This window comes from Schaalia sp. ZJ405 (assembly GCF_011038885.2).
GTDB lineage: Bacteria > Actinomycetota > Actinomycetes > Actinomycetales > Actinomycetaceae > Pauljensenia.
The window spans coordinates 1-19,490 of the sequence record NZ_CP064952.1 but is presented as its reverse complement, the minus strand read 5'-3'; the positions used below and the strand labels follow the sequence as shown (position 1 = coordinate 19,490).

The 19,490-nt window shown below is 56.9% G+C and carries 16 protein-coding genes and 2 tRNA genes; 5 read left to right on the top strand and 13 right to left on the bottom strand.

Going from position 1 to position 19,490, the window contains the following annotated elements:
• Positions 1–51: 51 nt before the first annotated feature.
• The 4 genes from G7Y41_RS00085 to G7Y41_RS00070 are packed head-to-tail and all read left to right on the top strand — an operon-like array spanning position 52 to position 3,967.
• Positions 52–993, top strand: a complete 942-nt coding sequence (locus tag G7Y41_RS00085; RefSeq protein ID WP_165315499.1) for a carbohydrate ABC transporter permease — start codon at positions 52–54, stop codon at positions 991–993.
• A 1-nt stretch (position 994) separates the two neighbouring features.
• A complete protein-coding gene (locus G7Y41_RS00080; RefSeq protein ID WP_165315500.1) occupies positions 995–1,837 on the top strand; it encodes a carbohydrate ABC transporter permease in 843 nt (280 codons plus the stop codon).
• A gap of 33 nt (positions 1,838–1,870) precedes the next feature.
• On the top strand, positions 1,871–2,731 hold the full coding sequence (locus G7Y41_RS00075) for a ketose-bisphosphate aldolase (protein ID WP_165315501.1): 861 nt from the start codon (positions 1,871–1,873) through the stop codon (positions 2,729–2,731).
• Between the two features lie 12 nt (positions 2,732–2,743).
• Complete coding sequence (locus G7Y41_RS00070) at positions 2,744–3,967, top strand: ADP-dependent glucokinase/phosphofructokinase (protein WP_165315502.1); 1,224 nt, start codon at positions 2,744–2,746, stop codon at positions 3,965–3,967.
• A gap of 56 nt (positions 3,968–4,023) precedes the next feature.
• Here the strand turns inward: G7Y41_RS00070 and G7Y41_RS00065 are convergent, their stop codons facing one another.
• The 3 genes from G7Y41_RS00065 to G7Y41_RS00055 form a co-directional block, all read right to left on the bottom strand.
• Positions 4,024–5,568, bottom strand: a complete 1,545-nt coding sequence (locus G7Y41_RS00065) for an NAD(P)(+) transhydrogenase (Re/Si-specific) subunit beta (RefSeq protein ID WP_165315503.1) — start codon at positions 5,566–5,568, stop codon at positions 4,024–4,026.
• 13 nt (positions 5,569–5,581) lie between these two features.
• Entirely contained in the window at positions 5,582–7,126 is a 1,545-nt protein-coding gene (locus G7Y41_RS00060; RefSeq protein WP_165315504.1) for a Re/Si-specific NAD(P)(+) transhydrogenase subunit alpha, read from the bottom strand.
• A gap of 232 nt (positions 7,127–7,358) precedes the next feature.
• Positions 7,359–7,496 carry a hypothetical protein gene (locus G7Y41_RS00055; protein WP_165315505.1) on the bottom strand — a complete coding sequence of 46 codons (138 nt, stop codon included), beginning with the start codon at positions 7,494–7,496 and terminating at the stop codon, positions 7,359–7,361.
• 146 nt (positions 7,497–7,642) lie between these two features.
• Between G7Y41_RS00055 and G7Y41_RS00050 the strand changes: the two genes are divergently transcribed.
• Positions 7,643–8,215 carry a hypothetical protein gene (locus G7Y41_RS00050; RefSeq protein ID WP_165315506.1) on the top strand — a complete coding sequence of 191 codons (573 nt, stop codon included), beginning with the start codon at positions 7,643–7,645 and terminating at the stop codon, positions 8,213–8,215.
• A gap of 105 nt (positions 8,216–8,320) precedes the next feature.
• Here G7Y41_RS00050 and G7Y41_RS00045 read toward each other — a convergent pair.
• From G7Y41_RS00045 to dnaA, 10 genes are all read right to left on the bottom strand, one after another.
• A tRNA-Ala gene (locus G7Y41_RS00045) sits at positions 8,321–8,393 on the bottom strand.
• A gap of 19 nt (positions 8,394–8,412) precedes the next feature.
• A complete protein-coding gene (locus tag G7Y41_RS09985; protein ID WP_231367302.1) occupies positions 8,413–8,544 on the bottom strand; it encodes a DLW-39 family protein in 132 nt (43 codons plus the stop codon).
• A 31-nt stretch (positions 8,545–8,575) separates the two neighbouring features.
• A tRNA-Ile gene (locus tag G7Y41_RS00040) sits at positions 8,576–8,652 on the bottom strand.
• Between the two features lie 129 nt (positions 8,653–8,781).
• Positions 8,782–9,171: a DUF3566 domain-containing protein gene (locus tag G7Y41_RS00035; protein ID WP_165216939.1), complete on the bottom strand. Its 390-nt coding sequence runs from the start codon at positions 9,169–9,171 to the stop codon at positions 8,782–8,784.
• Entirely contained in the window at positions 9,168–11,735 is a 2,568-nt protein-coding gene (gyrA, locus tag G7Y41_RS00030; protein ID WP_165216937.1) for a DNA gyrase subunit A, read from the bottom strand. The genes G7Y41_RS00035 and gyrA overlap by 4 nt, the downstream gene beginning before the upstream one ends.
• 59 nt (positions 11,736–11,794) lie before the next feature.
• The gene (gene gyrB, locus G7Y41_RS00025) at positions 11,795–13,834 is read right to left on the bottom strand and encodes a DNA topoisomerase (ATP-hydrolyzing) subunit B (protein WP_196819518.1); all 2,040 of its coding nucleotides are present in this window, start codon (positions 13,832–13,834) and stop codon (positions 11,795–11,797) included.
• A 164-nt stretch (positions 13,835–13,998) separates the two neighbouring features.
• Complete coding sequence (locus tag G7Y41_RS00020) at positions 13,999–14,769, bottom strand: DciA family protein (protein WP_231367301.1); 771 nt, start codon at positions 14,767–14,769, stop codon at positions 13,999–14,001.
• 2 nt (positions 14,770–14,771) lie between these two features.
• On the bottom strand, positions 14,772–15,980 hold the full coding sequence (gene recF / locus G7Y41_RS00015) for a DNA replication/repair protein RecF (RefSeq protein WP_165315507.1): 1,209 nt from the start codon (positions 15,978–15,980) through the stop codon (positions 14,772–14,774).
• Positions 15,981–15,986: 6 nt separating this feature from the next.
• Complete coding sequence (gene dnaN / locus G7Y41_RS00010) at positions 15,987–17,123, bottom strand: DNA polymerase III subunit beta (protein ID WP_165315508.1); 1,137 nt, start codon at positions 17,121–17,123, stop codon at positions 15,987–15,989.
• Between the two features lie 520 nt (positions 17,124–17,643).
• Entirely contained in the window at positions 17,644–19,194 is a 1,551-nt protein-coding gene (gene dnaA, locus G7Y41_RS00005) for a chromosomal replication initiator protein DnaA (RefSeq protein WP_442984272.1), read from the bottom strand.
• Positions 19,195–19,490: the final 296 nt, after the last annotated feature.

Below are 19,490 nucleotides of genomic sequence, written 5' to 3'. Positions count from 1 at the left end.
GTGCCCACTCTTTTGAGAGTGTCCACCGCAGCCGGAGGCAGGCGCTCAAACATGACTGTACGAACAGACTTGCTCAAGGGGAACGACGGCTTCATGAAGAGTCGATCGTCTATCATCCAACGCATCAAAGGAACGGCGGTTCCGTACGCGTACCTCACACCAACGCTCACCCTCCTCACCATGCTCATGGCAACGCCAATCATCATGGTGGTCTGGTACTCGTTTCAGAGCGGGGCAATCACCGACAAGAACCCCCACTTCGTTGGATTCGACAACTACATCGACGTCCTCACTGACCCAAAATTCCACACCGCTCTTGCAAACACCGTGTGGTTCGTTGTGCTCTCGGTTGTCGCACACATGATCATCGGGCTTGCGTTCGCCATGATGCTTAACGCCTCGTGTCTGTCTACCTTCACCAAGACGTTCTTTAGGACCCTTTTCGTCCTTCCGTGGTTGCTTACCGTTGCGATCATTGCGATCCTCTGGAGACTGATCCTCAACCCAAACGGCGTCGCTAACGCACTCCTGTCTGGCTTGGGTCTCATCGAACCGCACAAGGAATGGCTCGCTGATCCTCATCTCGCTCTTGCTGCGATTATCTTGATCAACATATGGGCGGGGTATCCGTTCTTCATGATCTCCATCCTTGCTGGCCTGCAAGGAATCCCCGCCGATCTCTACGAAGCAGCCGAGGTCGACGGTGCCGGACCCATCCGCAGGTTCTGGTCGATCACCCTCCCCCAACTCAAGCCAATCATCGTCTCGATGGCACTCCTGGATATCATCTGGACCTCTCAGCAATTCGCACTCATTTGGATGACAACTGGTGGAGGACCTCTAAATAAGACGGAAATGCTGTCGACGTACACCTACAAGCTGGCCTTCGCTAAGTACGCCTTCTCTTCCGCGTCGTCCAGTGCCGTCATCGTCCTCATCCTGTCGATGCTCCTCGCCTTCTTCTATGTCCAGAGTCAGCGTGCAAGGGATTAACATGCTCACTAAGAAACAGCGCGCGGTCCTCACACGGATCTTCACATGGGCCGGACTACTTATCGGTGCCTCGTTCGCTGCGTTTCCCGTCCTGTGGATGGTCTCTTCCTCGTTCAAGCCGAACCCACGGATTTTTGCGACCCCGCCCAAACTCATCGAAGAGGGCAGCTCGTTCAGCGCCTACCTATCGATCATCCACGACCCGGAGAAGATCCGCTTCTTCATCAATAGCTACATTGTTGCTCTCTCAGTCTCGGTGCTCACACTCATCGTTGCCATCCTCGCGGCCTTCGCATTCAGCCGTTTTGAATTCCCGGGCAAACGGATCCTCAACGTCGTGATCATCTCGGTACAAGCGGTACCCCCAATCACACTATTGATCCCTTTCTTCGGCCTCATGGTCGCACTCAAGCTGTACAACACGTACCACGGCCTGATCCTCACGTACATGGTGTTCACGCTGCCCTACGCGATTATCATGCTCACCGGCTACTTCAACACTCTGCCCCGAGAACTCGACGAGGCCGCGAAAGTCGACGGAACAACATCGTTCGGTGCCCTGTGGAGAGTACTTGTTCCGATCTCTGTCCCCGGGATCGTATCGGTCGGCATCTACACTTTCATGATCGCGTGGAACGAATACCTCTTCGCGCTGACGTTAACCAGAACGAATGACATGCGCACCGTTCCCATCGGCATACAGCTCCTCATGGGACAGCATTCCTACGAATGGAACGAAATGATGGCGATGTCCGTTCTTGGTTCCATTCCCGTGCTCCTCCTCTTCATTTTCTTCCAGCGCTACTTCATTGGAGGTATGACCGCTGGATCTGTCAAGAACTGATCTTGGCACCCCCATAGAAAGAAAGGTCCAATTATGTTGTGCACAGGTGACGAGATCCTATCGGTCGCGAATGCTCACGGCTTCGCCGTTCCCGCATTCAACATCTCGAATTACTCGATGCTGCGGGCGGTGGTTGAAACATGCGAAGAGAAACGGTCGCCTCACATCATCGCAATTCATCCGGATGAGTTGATGCATATCGGTACCGACATGCTCGCTTCAATTATCCAGATCGCCTACAAATCTTCGGTGCCCACAGCAGTACACCTCGATCACGGGGCCTCGTACGAACAAGTGCTCCTCGCGATCCAGTCTGGCTTCACCTCGGTGATGATCGACAAATCTTTCGCCCCATTCGAGGAGAACGTCGCGCAGACCTCCCGCGTTGTTCACGCCGCACACGCGGTCGGTGTGTCGGTTGAAGCGGAGCTTGGGACGATCGGTGTGTCGGACAAGTACGGGGAAACAGGGTCGGAGGAAATCCTCTACACCGATCCCGATGACGCCCAACGATTCCTTGAGCAGACCGAAGTCGACTCGCTCGCCGTCGCTATTGGTACGCGTCACGGCCTCTACCCCTCCGAAGTTAAGCCTGAACTCAGGCTTGACCTACTCGCCGCAATCAAAGAACGCGTAGGGATCCCGCTTGTCCTCCACGGCGGATCGAACAACTCGGACATGGAGATCGCAGGTGCAGTTCACGGAGGCATCAACAAGATCAACATCTCGTCGGACATTAAAGCCGCTTATTTCCGCAGAATGAGGCAGGTTCTGGAAGACACTCACCTTCGTGAACCCAACGTTATAGAACCTCCCTGCGAAGAGGCGCTGCGTGCATGCGCTGCACAGAAAATCGATCTCTTCGAGTCTGTAAATAAAGCCGATCTTTACTGAAAGCAGGAAACTGTGCACAGGGAAAGGATCGTCCTCGGCCTCGGAGGAACAGTCGATCACGAAGTCATCTGGGACCTAGCGAAAGTGCAGTGGCTCGCGGATCACATGGGCATCACTATGGACGAGATCGAGGACGATCCGAGCTCTGTTGCCGCAGATGCTCGATCTGCGTTTATCTACCTGCTGCAAATGATGTACCGGAATCGGGGAGGAGAATGTCACGTCCACAGCATCGACTCCTTGAAGCAACTGGCCAGTCACTTCGACAGCCGTACGACTCTTGGCGGCACATGTGTGCGCGCAGCCATTGCGATGAACAGGATCGGTATCGGTTCGACTGTCCACCTCGTTTCAATCAACGACGATGTTCGACGCCTTCTCCCGACCGGAATCATCCGGATCTGTAGCGCCGATCATGACTCCCTTGAACCGCATATCATCTTCCAGTTTCCCGCGGACAACAATGTGAGAGTCATCGGCGGAGTCGTGCGCACTTCACGCCCAAACAGGGTAATTTTCGTCCACGATCTCCCAAATGAACTCATGCGGTTAAGTCCTGATCTTGGTCCCGCGCTTGCGCGGGCGGACGCGGTGATGATCTCGGGATTCAACACGATGAAGTCGCCAGATCTCTTACAGGAACGGCTCGACTGTCTGCGGGAAATGCTCGAAAACACCAACGATGAGACTCCGATTGTTTACGAGGATGCGGGCTTCCATGATGAGGCGATGCGCGACATCGTTGTCGATAAGATCTGCAACCTCGTCGACATTCACTCCCTTAACGAGGACGAGGCTACGGCATACGTCCAGAGGTCCTTTGACCCACAGGATGGAGCTGAGATCGCTTGTGTCATGGAGGAATTGCGGACTCGTCTGATGGCGAGCAACGTCCTCCTCCATACAAGTCACTATGCGGCGGTGCTCGGGGAGAGAGCAGAGCGTTTCGCCAAGGCTGCGGCAACGGGATGCCTCATGGCGTCAACGAGGTATGCGCACGGCGACACCATGACGCGCGAAGACTTTGAAAAAATGCGAACGGCTCCTCGCGACACGATTGGAATGCGTCTCATAGACGATCCAGACATCGTTCGATCCGGAATCCACATCGTTCCCTCGTACAACGCTCATGTCCTGTCACCGACAACGATCGGACTCGGCGATTCGTTTATCGGTGGTCTCATGGCTGCCCTTGGAGCCTCTGAAGAAGTACAGGCTGCACCTGGAGTCGAATAGTGATTCGACAGCGACTCGCTGATCGGCGGGAAAGCATGTGCTCTCGGCGGGTCCGCTTAGGCCTTGTGGAGCGGCCGGTTGATCTCCACCGCCCGGTCGATCGCCTCGACGGTGTCTTTCGCGTCACCGAAGAGCATCGACGTATTTTCCTTGAAGAACAACGGATTCTGAACGCCAGCGTATCCGGTTGCCATCGACCGCTTAAAGACAATGACCTTGCCTGCGTTCCACACCTTGAGCACCGGCATACCGGCAATCGGCGAACCAGGTTCTTCGGCGGCAGGGTTCACCGTGTCATTGGCACCGATCACCAGAACAACGTCAATGTTCTCAAAATCGTCATTAACCTCGTCCATTTCCAGGACAACGTCGTACGGCACTTTCGCCTCGGCCAGCAACACATTCATGTGTCCGGGTAGGCGCCCAGCTACGGGGTGGATACCGAAGGTCACCTCAATGCCCCGATCCACCAGATCTTCAACCAGCGCGGCCACGGGATACTGAGCCTGCGCAACAGCCATGCCGTAGCCGGGAGTAATCATCACGCGCTTGGCGTCCAACAGCAGGTCAGCGACGGTATTGGCGTCGACCTCGTGAATCTCGCCCTGTTCTTCCTCGCCACCAGCACCCGCGGTTGACGAATCCGTACCGAAGCCGCCGAGCAGCACATTCATGAAGGAACGGTTCATCGCCTGACACATGAGGTAAGACAGGAACGCACCCGAAGATCCGACGATCGCCCCGGTGATGATGAGCAAGTCGTTGTTCACTAAGAATCCGGTGAACGCCGAAGCCCAACCGGAGTAAGAGTTCATGATTGAAACAACCACCGGCATATCTCCGCCACCGATGGCGAGCACCAGGTGAATTCCCAGGGCCAATGCCAGCAGTGTCATGACAACGAGGCAGACCCAGGCCGCCACAGAGTGTTCCTCAACATGAGCGAAAACAACGCCCAGGATCACCGACACCAGGATAATTCCGAGGTTGAGCCAGTTCCTCGCGGGCAGCAGAATTGGGCGGCCAGGGATCTTGCCGGAAAGTTTGAGGCCCGCGGCGATTGACCCCGTGAAGGTCACGGCGCCAACGAAGGTCGATAAGAAGACCTCGCCGTAATGGAAGCCTCCCAGCGCGGCGGATGACGCATCCGGCGAAGCGTAGGAGTTGTAGCCGACCATGACGGCAGCTAGGCCAACAAGCCCGTTGAAGAATGCGATGAGCTGCGGCATTCCAGTCATTTCGACGCGCCGCGCCAAAACCAAGCCGATGACGCCGCCAATCCCGACCGCAAGGGCAATGAGGATCGCCGTGGTCATCACGCCGTAGTGGGGATCAGAAACGAGGGCGATCACAATGGCTGCGACGGCGGCGAATACCATTCCGGTTGCCCCAGCGACATTGCCGAGGACGGCTGATTCGTGGCGCGAAAGTCCTGCGCAGGCGGCGATGAAGAGCGCCGCAGCGAGGATGTAGGCCACAGTTACCGGCTGGGCGAGGTCGAGGACCGCCGGGGAGGCAACTTGTTTGAGGCCGGCACCGCCAAAGGACGGTGCGCCAGCTGCGAGGACGGCGTTGAAGAGGTGAACGTGGGTGGGAATCATCGTCGGATCCGCCTCACTTCTTGAACATCGACAGCATACGGTGGGTCACCGCGAAACCGCCGAAAATGTTGATGGATGCTAGGACGATCGACAGGAAACTCATCACGGCGATGAAGGGATTGGGGTTGCCGATCTGGGAGATCGCTCCAACGAGGATGATGCCTGAGATCGCATTGGTCACGGACATCAGTGGCGTATGCAGGGCAGGCGTGACGTTGGAAATCACGTAAAAGCCGAGCAGAACTGCCAGCAATAACACGATGTAGTGGCTCGTTGCCGCCGCCGGAGTCACCAGAATCAACGCAACGAGGGCGAGCGCCGCCACCGCCGAAAAGATCATGAGGTTTCGCCGTGAGCGCTTCTTCTGAGCGGCTTCTTCAGCCTCGTGTTGGGCAATTTCTTCAGCAGTGGGGCCAGCGGGTGTGGCCGGGGCAGCCGAGACTGTGATGGGCGGCGGTGGCCACGTAATACTTCCATCAACGGTCACGGCGATGCCACGCACGACCTCGTCTTCGAAGTCAATGACGAGCTGGCCATCTTTGCCCGGTGTCATGAGGGTCAGCAGGTTGACGATGTTGCGTCCATACAGCTGAGAGGCTTGCGCGGGCAGGCGACCAGCGAGGTCTTTATAGCCGATGATCGTCACGCCGTTGGGGGTGATGGTGACATCTCCGGGCACCGTCATTGTGGTGTTTCCACCATGAGCTGCGGCCATGTCGACGATAACTGATCCGGGTGTCATAGCTGCGATGGCTGCGTCGTCAAGCAGGATCGGCGCGGTACGTCCGGGGATATTTGCGGTGGTGATAACAATGTCGGACTTGGCGGCCTGAGCGGCGTAGAGGCGCATAGCTGCGGCGGCCTCGTCCTCGTCCATCGCTTTGGCGTATCCGTCGGTGGATTCTTCTTGGGAGGTGGGCAGGGCCACGAAGGAGGCGCCCATCGATTCAACTTGTTCGGCAACTTCGGGGCGCACGTCGGTGGCGAATACCTGTGCACCCATAGAGTTGGCGGTGCCGATGGCGGCGAGGCCAGCCACACCGGCTCCAATGACGTACACCTTTGCGGGAGGCATCTTGCCGGCGGCAGTGACTTGGCCGGTGAAGACGCGGCCGAAGTGGCTGGCGGATTCGATGACGGCGCGGTACCCGGCAACGTTGGCCTGGGAGGAGAGGACGTCCATTGCTTGGGCACGTGAGATACGTGGAACGGCGTCCATCGCGAGGGCGGTGATGCCGGTGGATGCCAGGCGTGAGGCGAGGTCGGTGTCCTTGCGAGGAGCGAGTCGAGCGATGAGGGTGGCACCTGGGTGCATGGTGGCGATGAGTTCGTCAGCGGGCGTATCCAGTGTCGTGACGATGTCTGATTGCCAGACTTGTGTGGCGTCAACGAGGGTCGCTCCGGCATCTGCGTAGGCGGAGTCGGGGAACTGGGCTGCGTGTCCTGCCCCGTGTTGGACGGCGACCTCGTATCCGAGTGTGGTCAGGAGGCCGACGGTGTGGGGAGTCGCTGCGACCAGTGGTTGGTCGGGGCCCTCGGCTGGGACTCCGATGCGCATGGTGGCTCCTTCGGGTTGCTCGCACGGTTTGAGCTGACTGTGTGTGGCCGAGCTGTTGGGGCGTTCATCCAAACGCAGTGAGCTCTGGCCGAACAACATTCAGAACTGAAGAATTTGTTGAACCTTTCAAGGGTCCGGAAAGACCTTATTTGCCTGATCGTGCCGACATTCGGGACTTGTGGCCCCATATGGTGAGACACAAACGAACAAATTCTGGTGACGAAGGTGCCGGTTAAGTCTTACGGCCCAGAAAAATGGGCAGAATAATTCCCTTGCCGGAGAAGACCCCGTTGGTTACCGTTAAAGCAGGAACTTCTTCGGCGACGAAGCAGATGCTCAGGTCGAGGATGATTTCTAATGTCTCGCCCACTACGTTCCACGCCCTGTACGAGCACATCCACATCAGCCCAGACGGGCAAGCAACCGTGGTCTAGAAAGACAACACCACCACGACGGGGATTGACTACCGGAATGAGATTGAGCGTTTCTGAACAGTGTTCGTGCGACAATGGCCGCATGAGTGGCAACGATGATGATGAGGATGATGTCCGCACCCTCGATTACGCCATTACACTCGAAACAGCAACACGATTGGAGTCTTGCGGACTCAAGCTACGCTTCCCTGAAGCACTCAAAGCTCTCGACATCCACGACCCTGAATCTGTCCTCTGGGCGAAAAATGCGGATATGAAACCAGCCTTTAGCCACTTCGTTGCCCTCGATTACGAGTGCATCTACACCGAACAGGATTATCCCGACTTTATTTATGAAATCGCTGAAGCCGTCGAGGTGGCAGATCAGCTTTCGGATGTATCCTCACGCTTCGATGCCACGGGGGTCAATATCACCGTGAGATACACCTTTCGTGGTATGCCGCGAGAACTGACTTTTGCGCAAGGCACCGACTGGATACCAGCTGACGTAGCCCTAGCCATCATCAAAGACCTCGCCACCCTGCCTGACCGAGTGTGTCTAGCTGAAGTTGACGGTCAAGGCCCAACTATTGCGTGGGTCTACCCGGATCGAGTGGATGAGTTCCTACAGCTAGAACCCGATTTCGCACCCTGGCCTCCAGAGCATAAATGCTGATAAAACCTCTGCTCAGCACAACGATTTCGCGTCACTCGATTTGGCGGCCGCAAGCGAACAAAAACCTGCTGGGCGTGAAACTCTATCAACGCCAGCAGGTGCCGGTGGAGCTAACGGGACTCGAACCCGTAACCCCCTGCTTGCAAAGCAGGTGCGCTACCAATTGCGCCATAGCCCCTAGGGGTGAGCGGGTGGAACTAGTCCACCGCATCCGTAACGGAGTTCCACAGATCGGCACGATCTGAAAGATCGAGGACGACCTGCCGGATAACGAGGCCGAGGACGACGCTGAATGACAAAGCAACTGTTGTCGTAAGAAACTTCTTCATTGTCAACCTCCGCCTTCGGATCCGTCGCGGATGGTGGGCCTAGGTGGGCTCGAACCACCGACCTCAGTCTTATCAGGACTGCGCTCTAACCTACTGAGCTATAGGCCCGCTCTTCTATTGTGGAAGAAATACCCTTTTCAGGGCACGCACAATGGTACACAAGTCGGCGCCAGACAAGCAAAATGCAGCCAAGTGACGTCAGCCACGGTCAACAACCGGGCCAACGCGACCGGTCACTCACTCATCCATCAGCGATACTTTGATACCGCCAACCAGCGACGCAATGACGTTGTAGAGGAGGGAACCCAGGGTGGACAGCGCCGTTATCAAGACAACGTTAATCACGGCAACGATCGTCGCATAGGACATCACTCGGGGCAGTCGGACGTAGTCAAGGAGTTTCGTGAACTTTTCAGCTCCGATGAGCTTGAGGAAGTCCTCGATCGTTGCGAACAGGTGCATGCCATCCACCATGAACCAGAGAATCGCTGTTGCAATGACCATTGCGATGCCGAGGGCAACGGACAGCAAGAAACTGACTTTCATGACGGTCCACGCGTCAACCCGTGCGATCGCCAGCTCAATTTTTCGGGGCGCGTCGTTATTCGGAGTCGTCGTGATGGTCATTCGTCTTCACCCTTCGTTGCGTTGTCCTGGTTAGACGCTACCGGTTCTTCGGCCGCTTCATCACCATTTTCGTCGATGTCGCGTTCGGGATTGGGGGTGATCGCGATAATTCGATCGTCATCGTCTGGCCGCGCAAAGATCACGCCCATCGTGTTGCGCGATGTCGGACGTACGTCAGAGGCATTAACCTGCACGAGCTTACCGGACTCGGTAATCACCATGACGTCCTCGTCAGGGTTGACGACGAGGGCCCCAACGAGGCCGCCGCGTTCGTCAACAAGTTTGCCCACGCGCACTCCCATAGTTCCGCGCCCCTTCGTGGGATATTCCTCAACGGGGGTACGTTTGGCGTATCCGGATTCGGTGACGATCAGGAGGTCGGCTCCTTCTCGCGGCACAACCATGTTCAGCAGCTCATCATCGCCGCGGAACTTCATGCCTCTGACACCCGATGTCGAACGTCCCATCGGGCGCAACTGATCATCGGTGGCCCTAAATCGCACGGCCTGGCCATCACGGGACACCAGCAGCAGGTCCTGATCTGCACAAATCACCTGGGCAGCAACGAGTTCATCCGGCCGACCGTCCTCGTCTTCACGCAGGTTAATCGCGATGATTCCACCGGTTCGCGCCGACTGATACAGAGCCAGCGGTGTTTTCTTCACCAGACCGGACTTCGTGGCGAGGACGAGGTAGTCCGCATCCTCGTAGTTACGCAAAGCGAGCACTTGAGCAATGTGTTCGCCGGGCTGGAACGCCAGGAGGTTGGCCACATGCTGCCCCTTGGCGTCACGTCCGCCCTCGGGAATCTCATATGCCTTCGCGCGGTAGACCCGACCGAGGTTCGTGAAGAACAGCAGCCAGTGGTGCGTTGTCGTCACAAAGAAATGTTCAACAATGTCATCCCCACGCAACTGCGTTCCGCGCACGCCTTTACCGCCGCGCTTTTGGGAACGATAGTTATCGGTCCGAGTCCGCTTGGTGAAACCATCGCGTGTGATAGTGACAACGACGTCTTCCTCGGGAATCAGGTCCTCCATCGACATTTCACCGTCGAAAGGAACGATCGTTGTCCGACGTTCGTCACCGTATTTTTCAACGATTTCACCGAGTTCCTCGGAAACAATCGCTCGCTGGCGTTCAGGCCGAGCAAGGATGTCTTCGAAGTCCTCAACCTTCCGCATGAGTTCATTGTGTTCGTCAACGATCTTCTGGCGTTCCAGAGCGGCCAGGCGACGCAGCTGGAGAGCGAGGATCGCGTCGGCTTGGATCTCGTCAACGCTCAGCAGGTTCATCAATCCGCTGCGTGCCTCATCCACGGTGGGTGAACGCCGGATCAGAGCGATAACCTCGTCAAGCATGTCGAGTGCTTTAAGGTACCCGTCGAGGATGTGGAGGCGTTCGCGTGCTTTACGCAGGCGGAACTGGGTGCGCCGAACGATAACGTCAATCTGGTGGTTGATCCAGTGACGGATAAATCCGTCAATGCTCAGGGTACGAGGCACTCCGTCAACCAGCGCAAGCATGTTTGCCGAGAAGTTTTCCTGCAACGAGGTGCGCTTGTACAGGTTGTTGAGAACGACCTTGGCCACAGCGTCACGCTTGAGGACGATAACGAGGCGTTGTCCGGTTCGACCGGAGGTTTCGTCGCGAATGTCAGCGATACCTTGGATCTGGCCGTCACGCACCAGCTGGGCGATCTTGTCGGCGAGGTTATCGGGGTTGACCTGGTAGGGCAGCTCAGTGACAACGAGGCATTGGCGCCCGTGAATTTCTTCAACAGACACAACGGCGCGCTGGGTGATGGAACCGCGTCCTGTGCGGTACGCGTCCTCGATTCCCTTGCGGCCAAGGATTGTTGCACCCGTGGGGAAGTCGGGTCCGGGGATCAGCTTGAGCAGTGCTTCGAGCAGTTCCTCACGAGAGGCCTCGGGGTGATCAAGCGACCATTGGACACCGCGCGCGACCTCGCGGAGATTGTGCGGCGGGATGCGCGTTGCCATGCCCACGGCGATGCCTTCGGACCCGTTGACAAGCAGATTGGGGAAACGCGCGGGCAGGATCGTTGGCTCCTGGTTGCGCCCGTCGTAGTTGTCTTGGAAATCAACGGATTCTTCGTCGATATCGCGAACCATTTCGAGAGCGAGCGGCGCCATCTTACATTCGGTGTATCGCGGTGCGGCGGGCCCGAGGTTACCTGGGGTTCCAAAGTTCCCCTGACCTGCAACGAGGGGGTACCGCAGCGACCACCACTGGACGAGCCGCGCAAGAGCATCGTAGATGGCGGAGTCGCCGTGCGGGTGGTAGTTACCCATGACTTCACCGACGATGCGGGAGGACTTGGAGAATGACGAGGTCGGCCGGTAACCGCCGTCGTACATTCCGTAGAGTACGCGCCGGTGAACGGGCTTAAGTCCGTCGCGGACGTCGGGGAGTGCGCGCCCAACAATCACGCTCATCGCGTAGTCCAGGTAGGACCGCTGCATCTCTTTTTGCAGGTCAACCTGGTGGATGCGGTCGTAGTCAACGACCTGCTCGGTACCGGTGTTTTGCTCGTCGCTCACATTTGTCCTTTGTATTGACGAGGACGGGGCCGCTTCGCGGCCCGGGGTCCCCCAGTGGTTCAGATGTCGAGGAAACGCACGTCAGAGGCGTTGCGCTGAATGAATGTGCGGCGTCGTTCGACGTCGTCACCCATGAGAATGGAAAATGTTTCGTCAGCGTCGGCTGCCTCGTCGAGGGTCACCTGCTTGAGGATCCGGTGTGCCGGGTCCATTGTGGTGTCCCACAGTTCGTGGTCATTCATCTCACCCAGACCCTTGTATCGCTGGATCCCGCCTTCCTTCGGGAGACGACGGTTCGCAGCTTTCCCCGATTCAAGGAGTTTGTCGCGTTCCGCATCGGAGTAAGCAAATTCGTGGTCGGCATTCGTCCACTTGATGCGGTAGAGCGGCGGCATCGCGATGTAGGTGTGTCCATCTTCGATGAGTGGCCGCATGTACCTAAAGAGCAGGGTGAGCAGCAAAGTGGCGATGTGCTGGCCGTCAACGTCGGCGTCGGCCATAATGACGATCTTGCCGTAGCGAAGTTTCGTAATGTCGAATTCTTCACCGATGCCGGTTCCAAACGCCGTGATGAGCGAACGGATCGTGTCGGATGACAGAGCCCGGTCAAGACGTGCTTTTTCAACATTGAGGATCTTCCCTCGGATCGGCATAATCGCCTGAGTCTCAGGATTACGGCCACCAACGGCAGAGCCGCCCGCGGAGTCGCCCTCGACGATGAAAATTTCACATTCTTCAGCTTTACGCGAGGAGCAGTCGCGGAGTTTTCCGGGCATGGAAGCGGATTCGAGGACGCCCTTGCGCCGCGTGGCCTCTCGTGCCTTACGCGCGGCAATTCGCGCGACCTGGGCCTGCTGACCCTTGTTGATAATCGCCTTTGCGTCTTGCGGATGCGCATCAAACCAGTCGTTGAGCTGCGAATACACCTGCTGCTGCACAAAGGTTCGCGCCTCGGTGTTCCCCAGCTTCGTCTTTGTCTGGCCCTCGAACTGCGGCTCCGTGAGCTTAATCGAGATCACCGCGGTGAGGCCTTCGCGGATGTCATCACCGGAAAGGTTGTCATCCTTTTCCTTAATGATCCCGCGGTCGCGTCCGTAGCGGTTAACAATTGATGTCAACGCCGCGCGGAAGCCTTCGTCGTGCATCCCGCCTTCAGTTGTGTTGATTGTGTTGGCGAATGTGTGCACCGATGACGAGTACGACGTTGTCCACTGCATCGCGATTTCAAGGGACATCGTTCCCTCGGCGTTCTCCGCCTCAAAGTCGATGATGTCGGAGATCGCTTCCATCTTCTTCGCGGAGTCAAGGTATTCGACATAGTCGCGCAGCCCGCGGGCGTACATGTATGTCACGCGACGAAACTGGGAATCTGCTTCATCAGTTTCTGCTGCCTGTTCCCCGGTGATTTCGTCGCCGTCGTCGCTGTGGTTGGGCCGCTCATCCGTCAAGGAGATGCGCAGTCCCTTGTTGAGGAACGCCATCTGCTGGAAGCGTTTCCGTAGCGTCTCGAAGTCAAAGTCGACGGTCTCGAAGATCGCCGGATCGGGGTAGAAGGTTTGCGTTGTTCCCGTGAGCTCGGTTTCTTCCCCGCGTTCGAGCTGCGTGATCGGGTGCCCGCCATTGGCAAAGGACATCCGCCAGACATATCCCTGTCGACGCACTTCGGTATCGACGCGGGTTGAGAGCGCGTTGACAACGGAAATACCCACGCCGTGGAGACCGCCGGAAACGGCGTATCCGCCGCCGCCGAACTTTCCTCCGGCGTGGAGGATTGTCATGACGACTTCAACTGTCGGCTTGTGTTCCGTGGGGTGTTCATCAACGGGGATTCCTCGACCATTGTCGACGACCCGCAGGCCGCCATCGGCGAGGATTGTCACCTCGATGTGGTCGGCGTATCCGGCCAGGGCCTCGTCAACGGAGTTGTCAACAACCTCGTAGACCAGGTGGTGCAGGCCTCGTTCTCCCGTTGAACCGATGTACATACCCGGGCGTTTACGAACGGCTTCCAGGCCTTCGAGCACGGTAATATCCGACGCTCCGTAGCTGTGTTCGCCGTCGGTGGTCTTCTCGTTATCAGCCACTAGATCCCCTCGCATGAATCGGACGATTTTCGCCCGATACTTAACCTGATCAATTCTACCAAGTAAGTGAAAAATACCGGCGATCTCCCCCGTGAACTGTGCTATAGAAACACGCTGTGACCTGCGGAATTATCGGTGTGACGATTACCACCTAGCAACGCTTCCCAGCACGTCTTCACCTACCCGTAGGTATCACGTGGACCCCGACCACGAACTGACCACGGGCCCTTCTTCCAGTCGGGAGCAACGGGCCCGCGAACGACAACCTGATGAACCACACCGGGGCCCACTTCCTCAGCAATTCGGCGCTCAATCGTCGGCAGGAGAAGCTGAAGTTGCTTCGCCCACGCCGTCGACGAACAGCGGACAATGAGCTTGTGGTTGTCAAAGGTTTCGATCCGGCAGTGTTGAGCAACGGTCTGTCCAACGATGTCGGGCCACTTGACCATGATCGACCCCATCTTCGTTGGGGTATCCCACTGCTGTGCCCGGACAATTCTTCCCAGAATTGACCCCAGCTTGCCAACGGAACGGTAACGCGTCCGCATCGGTGCCATCCCCGTTGATCGCGTCCAGTGACTGCGAGCCGATTGAGCTGCCGAACGCACAGACGTCAAGTCGCCCTCGGGATCAACATCTCTCAGCGCTGAAATATCAACGAGGCCGCCGTCCAACTGAGCATCGGTTGATTCATCCCCTCCGGAGTGTCCGTCAACGACGCGGACCTCGTCGGACCTCGATGACCTACCCGCCGAGCGCCGATTGCCCTCCTCAAGCCCCCACGTGGGTAGTGACCGACGCATGAGGCCGCGCCCCCTCGCAACATTCTGGGCACGCTCAAGAGCCCGAAGAACGTACTCTTCCTGCTGGGTACGCTCCTCGTCCTCGTTCATACCGAAACCGTAGGGCTCACGAACATCACCGTCGTCTGCTTCTGGCCACTCCCCCATTGTCACTGACCATCCGGATCTGTTAATTCGTCAATAAACGTTCCCCGAATGCCGTCATAGCGCACGTGCTTGACGCGGGATTCCACATTAGCTGGGACGTCCTCGTCAACGGCAGCGGTGACGATCACCTGGTCAGCACCCATTGCCATGTCCGCTAAACCCTGACGACGAGCCGCATCAAGCTCAGCAAACACATCGTCGAGAATAAGAATCGGCGTGTCCTCGTCGGTAGATAACACCTCGAAAGAACCAAGTCGGAGGGAAAGAACTGCCGACCACGACTCTCCGTGACTGGCAAACCCTTTAACCGGCATCTGACCTAAAAACACCGCAAGATCGTCACGATGGGCACCGACGAGGTTAATTCCCCTGTCAATTTCCTTGTCCCGCACCGACACCAACGCCGCCATCAGGCGATCAATCTGACCATCAACCGACTCAAGATCACCGCTGTCGAGGCGATCGGGATCCACACCGATCATGCGATCAACCGACGCATCTAATGCAATCGACAACGAACGCTCAGACTGCGCGATCATCTCATACGCTCGTCGCGCCGGCTCAGCTAAGGCACGCACCGCAGCGCAGCGGGCCGCCGTTACCTGAGCTGAAAGTCGAGCAAAAGACTCGTCGAAAACATCAATCGTTGAAAGGTCAGGAGTCCCTCCCCGACGCACCTGAACCTGAGCGGCCTTCATCAATGCTGCTCGCTGACGCGCCACTCGATCAAAGTCCGAACGCGTCGAGGCGAAAAGAGGATGAAGCTGCGTTGCCAAGTCGTCGAGGAACTTGCGGCGCACCGCGGGATCACCTCGAACAATCGACAGATCCTCAGGTGCAAACACCACGGTCTTGACGAGACCAAGGACATCTCGCGGACGCACCTGAGTTCGATTGATTTTCGCCCGATTCGCTTGGCCGCGAACGATCTCAAGTTCAATGACCTGTTCGCGTCCGTTACCGGCAACAAGTTTGACGCGAATAACCGCCCCGCCGGGTACGGCCTCGTCCCCTGACATCGGTACCCTAACGAGGGCGCCGTCGGCAGAGACCCGATGCGAAGAGAACGTCGACAGGTAAGCGATTGCTTCAACGAGATTCGTTTTCCCCTGACCGTTTGGACCCAGGAGAACCGTGGATCCCCGATCGAAAGTGACGACGCCGTGTTTCCACGACCGGAAATCGTCAACAGCGACGTGCGAAACCCACACGAAACCTCAGATCCCGAAGCGAATCGGCATGAGGAGGTAACGGAAGTCCGTCAGCTCGCCCTCGTCAATTTTCTTCTGTCCCGTCAGAACTGCCGGCTTTGTCCCGTGCGTGAAGCTGAAGCGGACGAAATCGGCGTCAATGACCGAAAGACCATCAATGAGGAACTGCGGGTTGAAGGCTGTGGAAATATCTTCGCCGTTAACGGTGGCAGCCAAAGCCTCGGAGGCCTGCGCGTTGTCACCCTGGCCGGCTTCAAGGACAACCTGTCCCTGAGAGAACGCCAGACGAACCGAGGTCTTACGTTCGGCAACTAGCGACATACGTTTGACGGCCTCGAGAAGTTCATGACGATCACAGACGGCATGAATTGATGTCTGCTCGGGGAAAAGACGACGCACCGGCGGGTAATCCCCGTCCATCAGCGTCGATGTTGTGCGGCGTCCCTGAGCGGTGAAACCAATGAGAGAGGACATTCCCGGCTGTGAATCGGCTGATAGGCCAAGCTCAACCTTCGCCCCCGAGGTCATTGACTTTGCAACATCCTGAAGAATGCGGGCTTTGACCAAAGCGATACTGTCGATTGAGGGATTTGTTGGCTCCCATTGAAGTTCACGCATGGCGAGGCGATAACGATCAGTTGCCAGCAGCGTGATGCGACCACCGTCAATCTCAAGGCGTACACCTGTGAGCAGCGGAAGCGTGTCGTCGCGCGAGGCAGCGATCGACACCTGGGCAATAGCCTGAGACAAAACGGTGGAGTCAACTGTTCCTGCGACCTCGGGCTGGGCGGGAAGCAAGGGATACTCATCCAAGGGCATCACGGTGAGCGTGAAATGGAAAGAGCCGCACAGCAGGTTGACTTTCTGGCCGTCGAGCTCGATGGTCACCGGTTTATTCGGCAAGGACTTGGCGATGTCGGCAAGCATTCGGCCAGAAACCAAAACATCACCGGGCTCCTCGACGCTCGCGGGAATCCGGGAATTAGCTGAAACCTCGTAGTCAAAGGAGGACAGCGTGAGTTCCTCATCGCGTGCACTGATGCGAACACCAGCAAGAATGGGGCTTGCAGGGCGATGAGGTAGAGCCCTAGCCGTCCAAGACACAGCCTCTGCGAGGACGTCGCGAGCGACGGTGAACTTCATGCCGGCCTCCGTTAGATCACAAAAATTCTTCTGGTCCACTCTACCTACTCCAAGCGACCGCTGTCGCATAGTCGGACTGAGGGATGTATGGCATTTGTGCTTTTCTTAGGTTTTTCCCAAGCAAGCACAGTGGACGCTGATGTTGTGCGTGCGAGCTTCGGATGCGTGCAGAACGCTCGGCACGAACAACTCAGCGGACACGTCTGTGGGTGAATAACATCTTTTCATTTCTCATGATGACACATCATCGTCATCATCAGGGTTGTGGATTCTGTGGATTCTCGAGGTTTTCTGTCATTTCCTGCGGGATACGGCCGTGGATACTGCTGGGCACACGACGGTGGATACGCGCTATGGACCTGTGGACAGCCCACAGCGTACGAACAGGTATCCACAGATCCACGTGTCCAACTCACAGATTCGTGTTGGTTGTCCACGGCCTATTCACAGGTGACTGTGAAGACGAGTGTTCCTCAGCTGACGGCGGTGCTGCGATCAGGAAGACGCCGGCAGATGTGTCTTAGGAATTGCGCGATTTCTGCTTAATCCGGTTCGTCAGCTCGGTGACATCGTTGAAGGTTTCTCTCTTCTCTTTCATCACGGCGACAATTTTCCGGTTCGCATGCATGACGGTGGTGTGGTCACGGTTGAACGCATCGCCGATCTTTGGCAAAGAGAGATCAGTGAGTTCACGGCACAGATACATCGCGATCTGGCGAGCCTGAACAACGTCGTGAGAACGATCCGCTGAACTCATCTGCTCAATCGTCACTCCGAAGTAGTGCGCGCACTGTCCCATGATCAGCGGAACCGTGATCTCGTTGTCGTCGGGATCTGAGATGAAGTCCTTGAGCATCATCTCAGCTAACTGCAGATCAATGGGTTCTTTCGACAGATTCGCAAACGCGATCACGCGCAGGAGAGCACCCTCGAGTTCGCGGATATTTGCCGAGATCCGCGACGCGATGTACTCAAGAACTTCGGGTGGTACTTGAAGAGAATCGGCTGTTGCTTTCTTCTGGAGAATCGCGATGCGCGTCTCCAGGTCTGGTGGCTGAACGTCAACAAGGAGACCGGAGGAAAATCGGGTTCTCATCCTCTCTTCGAAGCCGTTGAGGTTCTTCGGGGCGACGTCGGATGTCAGGACGATCTGCTTGTCGGCCTCGTATAGCGCGTTGAACGTGTGAAAAAAGCCTTCGACTGTCTGCTCTTTGTCACCGATGAACTGGATGTCATCAATGAGGAGGATGTCGAGTTCGCGGTAGCGCCTGTGAAACGCTTCGACCTGCGAGTTATCCGTCTTGTTCAGGCGGATTGCGTTAATGAATTCGTTGGTGAACTCTTCGGAGTTGACGTAGCGAACCTTCAGGTGAGGATAGAGCGAGAGCGCGTAGTGCCCGATCGCGTGAAGGAGGTGGGTTTTACCCAGCCCGGAGCCTCCGTAGATAAAGAGAGGGTTCCACTGGGTTCCCGGAGACTCTGACACGTTGAATGCGGCGGCGTGCGCGAATCGGTTGCTCGGTCCCATGACGTAGGTGTCGAAGGTGTACTTCGCGTTGAGATGGGTTCCGCGCAGATCCAGGGTTTTTCCGCTGGGAAGATAAAGGGACGAGGACGAGGCCGCACCTTCCCCTGTGTCGTCACCAGCGCTTGCCGCTGGGCTTATCGGTGTTTCGGCAATATCGCCTGCTGCGCCGACGATGCTCCGAGGTGTGTTCGTAAAAACGTCGCTTTCACTGTCGGATATCTGATCTGCTGTGAGATTCGCCAGGGGATCCGATGTGGGGTCATCGGGGAGCGAGGACATGTGAGAGTCAGGGTCAGCGTCGATGTATTGATCGTTGGGGAAAGTTGAGTTGATCTCTTGATCAGGATCGACGGTAATCGCGATGCGGATGGTGCGTCCAAGGGTTTGAGACAGTGCTGCGGTGATTTCAGTGAAAGCACGCGTTTCGATCCACGACTTAATGAACTCGCTCGGAACAGATAGGAGAATCGTCCCTTCGATATCGCCCAGTGGCACGGTGGCGCGCAGGTAGCTTTGAGCGGCTCGTCCGAGGTTCTGAGTCAGCGGAGATTCAAGGGCGTTGTTCCATGCGAGAGATAAGAAGTCGGTTTCCACCGATGTCCTCCGGATGTCGTTTTGTCGAAGTGGCTGTGGAGTCGATGTGCGGTTCCCGACGTCGGTCCGGCTTCGACTAACAAGTACCGATTCTATCCATCAACAAGCGAATCCACAGGCTGGGGAAAGGGATGTGGATAAAACCCACGAAACTACATCTGTGTAGTTACATCTGTGGAGATCCGCCGTTGCGCGGAAAGAGTCAATCGTTCATAGTTGTGGACAACTTTGTTCATTCACGGGGT

Bases quoted from the DNA above. Each gene is read 5' to 3' on its own strand.
- G7Y41_RS00085 (WP_165315499.1), top strand. From the start codon at position 52: ATGACTGTACGAACAGACTTGCTCAAGGGGAACGACGGCTTCATGAAG.
- G7Y41_RS00080 (WP_165315500.1), top strand. From the start codon at position 995: ATGCTCACTAAGAAACAGCGCGCGGTCCTCACACGGATCTTCACATGG.
- G7Y41_RS00075 (WP_165315501.1), top strand. From the start codon at position 1,871: ATGTTGTGCACAGGTGACGAGATCCTATCGGTCGCGAATGCTCACGGC.
- G7Y41_RS00065 (WP_165315503.1), bottom strand. From the start codon at position 5,568: ATGATTCCCACCCACGTTCACCTCTTCAACGCCGTCCTCGCAGCTGGC.
- G7Y41_RS00060 (WP_165315504.1), bottom strand. From the start codon at position 7,126: ATGCGCATCGGAGTCCCAGCCGAGGGCCCCGACCAACCACTGGTCGCA.
- G7Y41_RS00050 (WP_165315506.1), top strand. From the start codon at position 7,643: ATGAGTGGCAACGATGATGATGAGGATGATGTCCGCACCCTCGATTAC.
- G7Y41_RS09985 (WP_231367302.1), bottom strand. From the start codon at position 8,544: ATGAAGAAGTTTCTTACGACAACAGTTGCTTTGTCATTCAGCGTCGTC.
- G7Y41_RS00035 (WP_165216939.1), bottom strand. From the start codon at position 9,171: ATGACCATCACGACGACTCCGAATAACGACGCGCCCCGAAAAATTGAG.
- gyrB (WP_196819518.1), bottom strand. From the start codon at position 13,834: ATGCGAGGGGATCTAGTGGCTGATAACGAGAAGACCACCGACGGCGAA.
- G7Y41_RS00020 (WP_231367301.1), bottom strand. From the start codon at position 14,769: ATGGGGGAGTGGCCAGAAGCAGACGACGGTGATGTTCGTGAGCCCTAC.
- dnaN (WP_165315508.1), bottom strand. From the start codon at position 17,123: ATGAAGTTCACCGTCGCTCGCGACGTCCTCGCAGAGGCTGTGTCTTGG.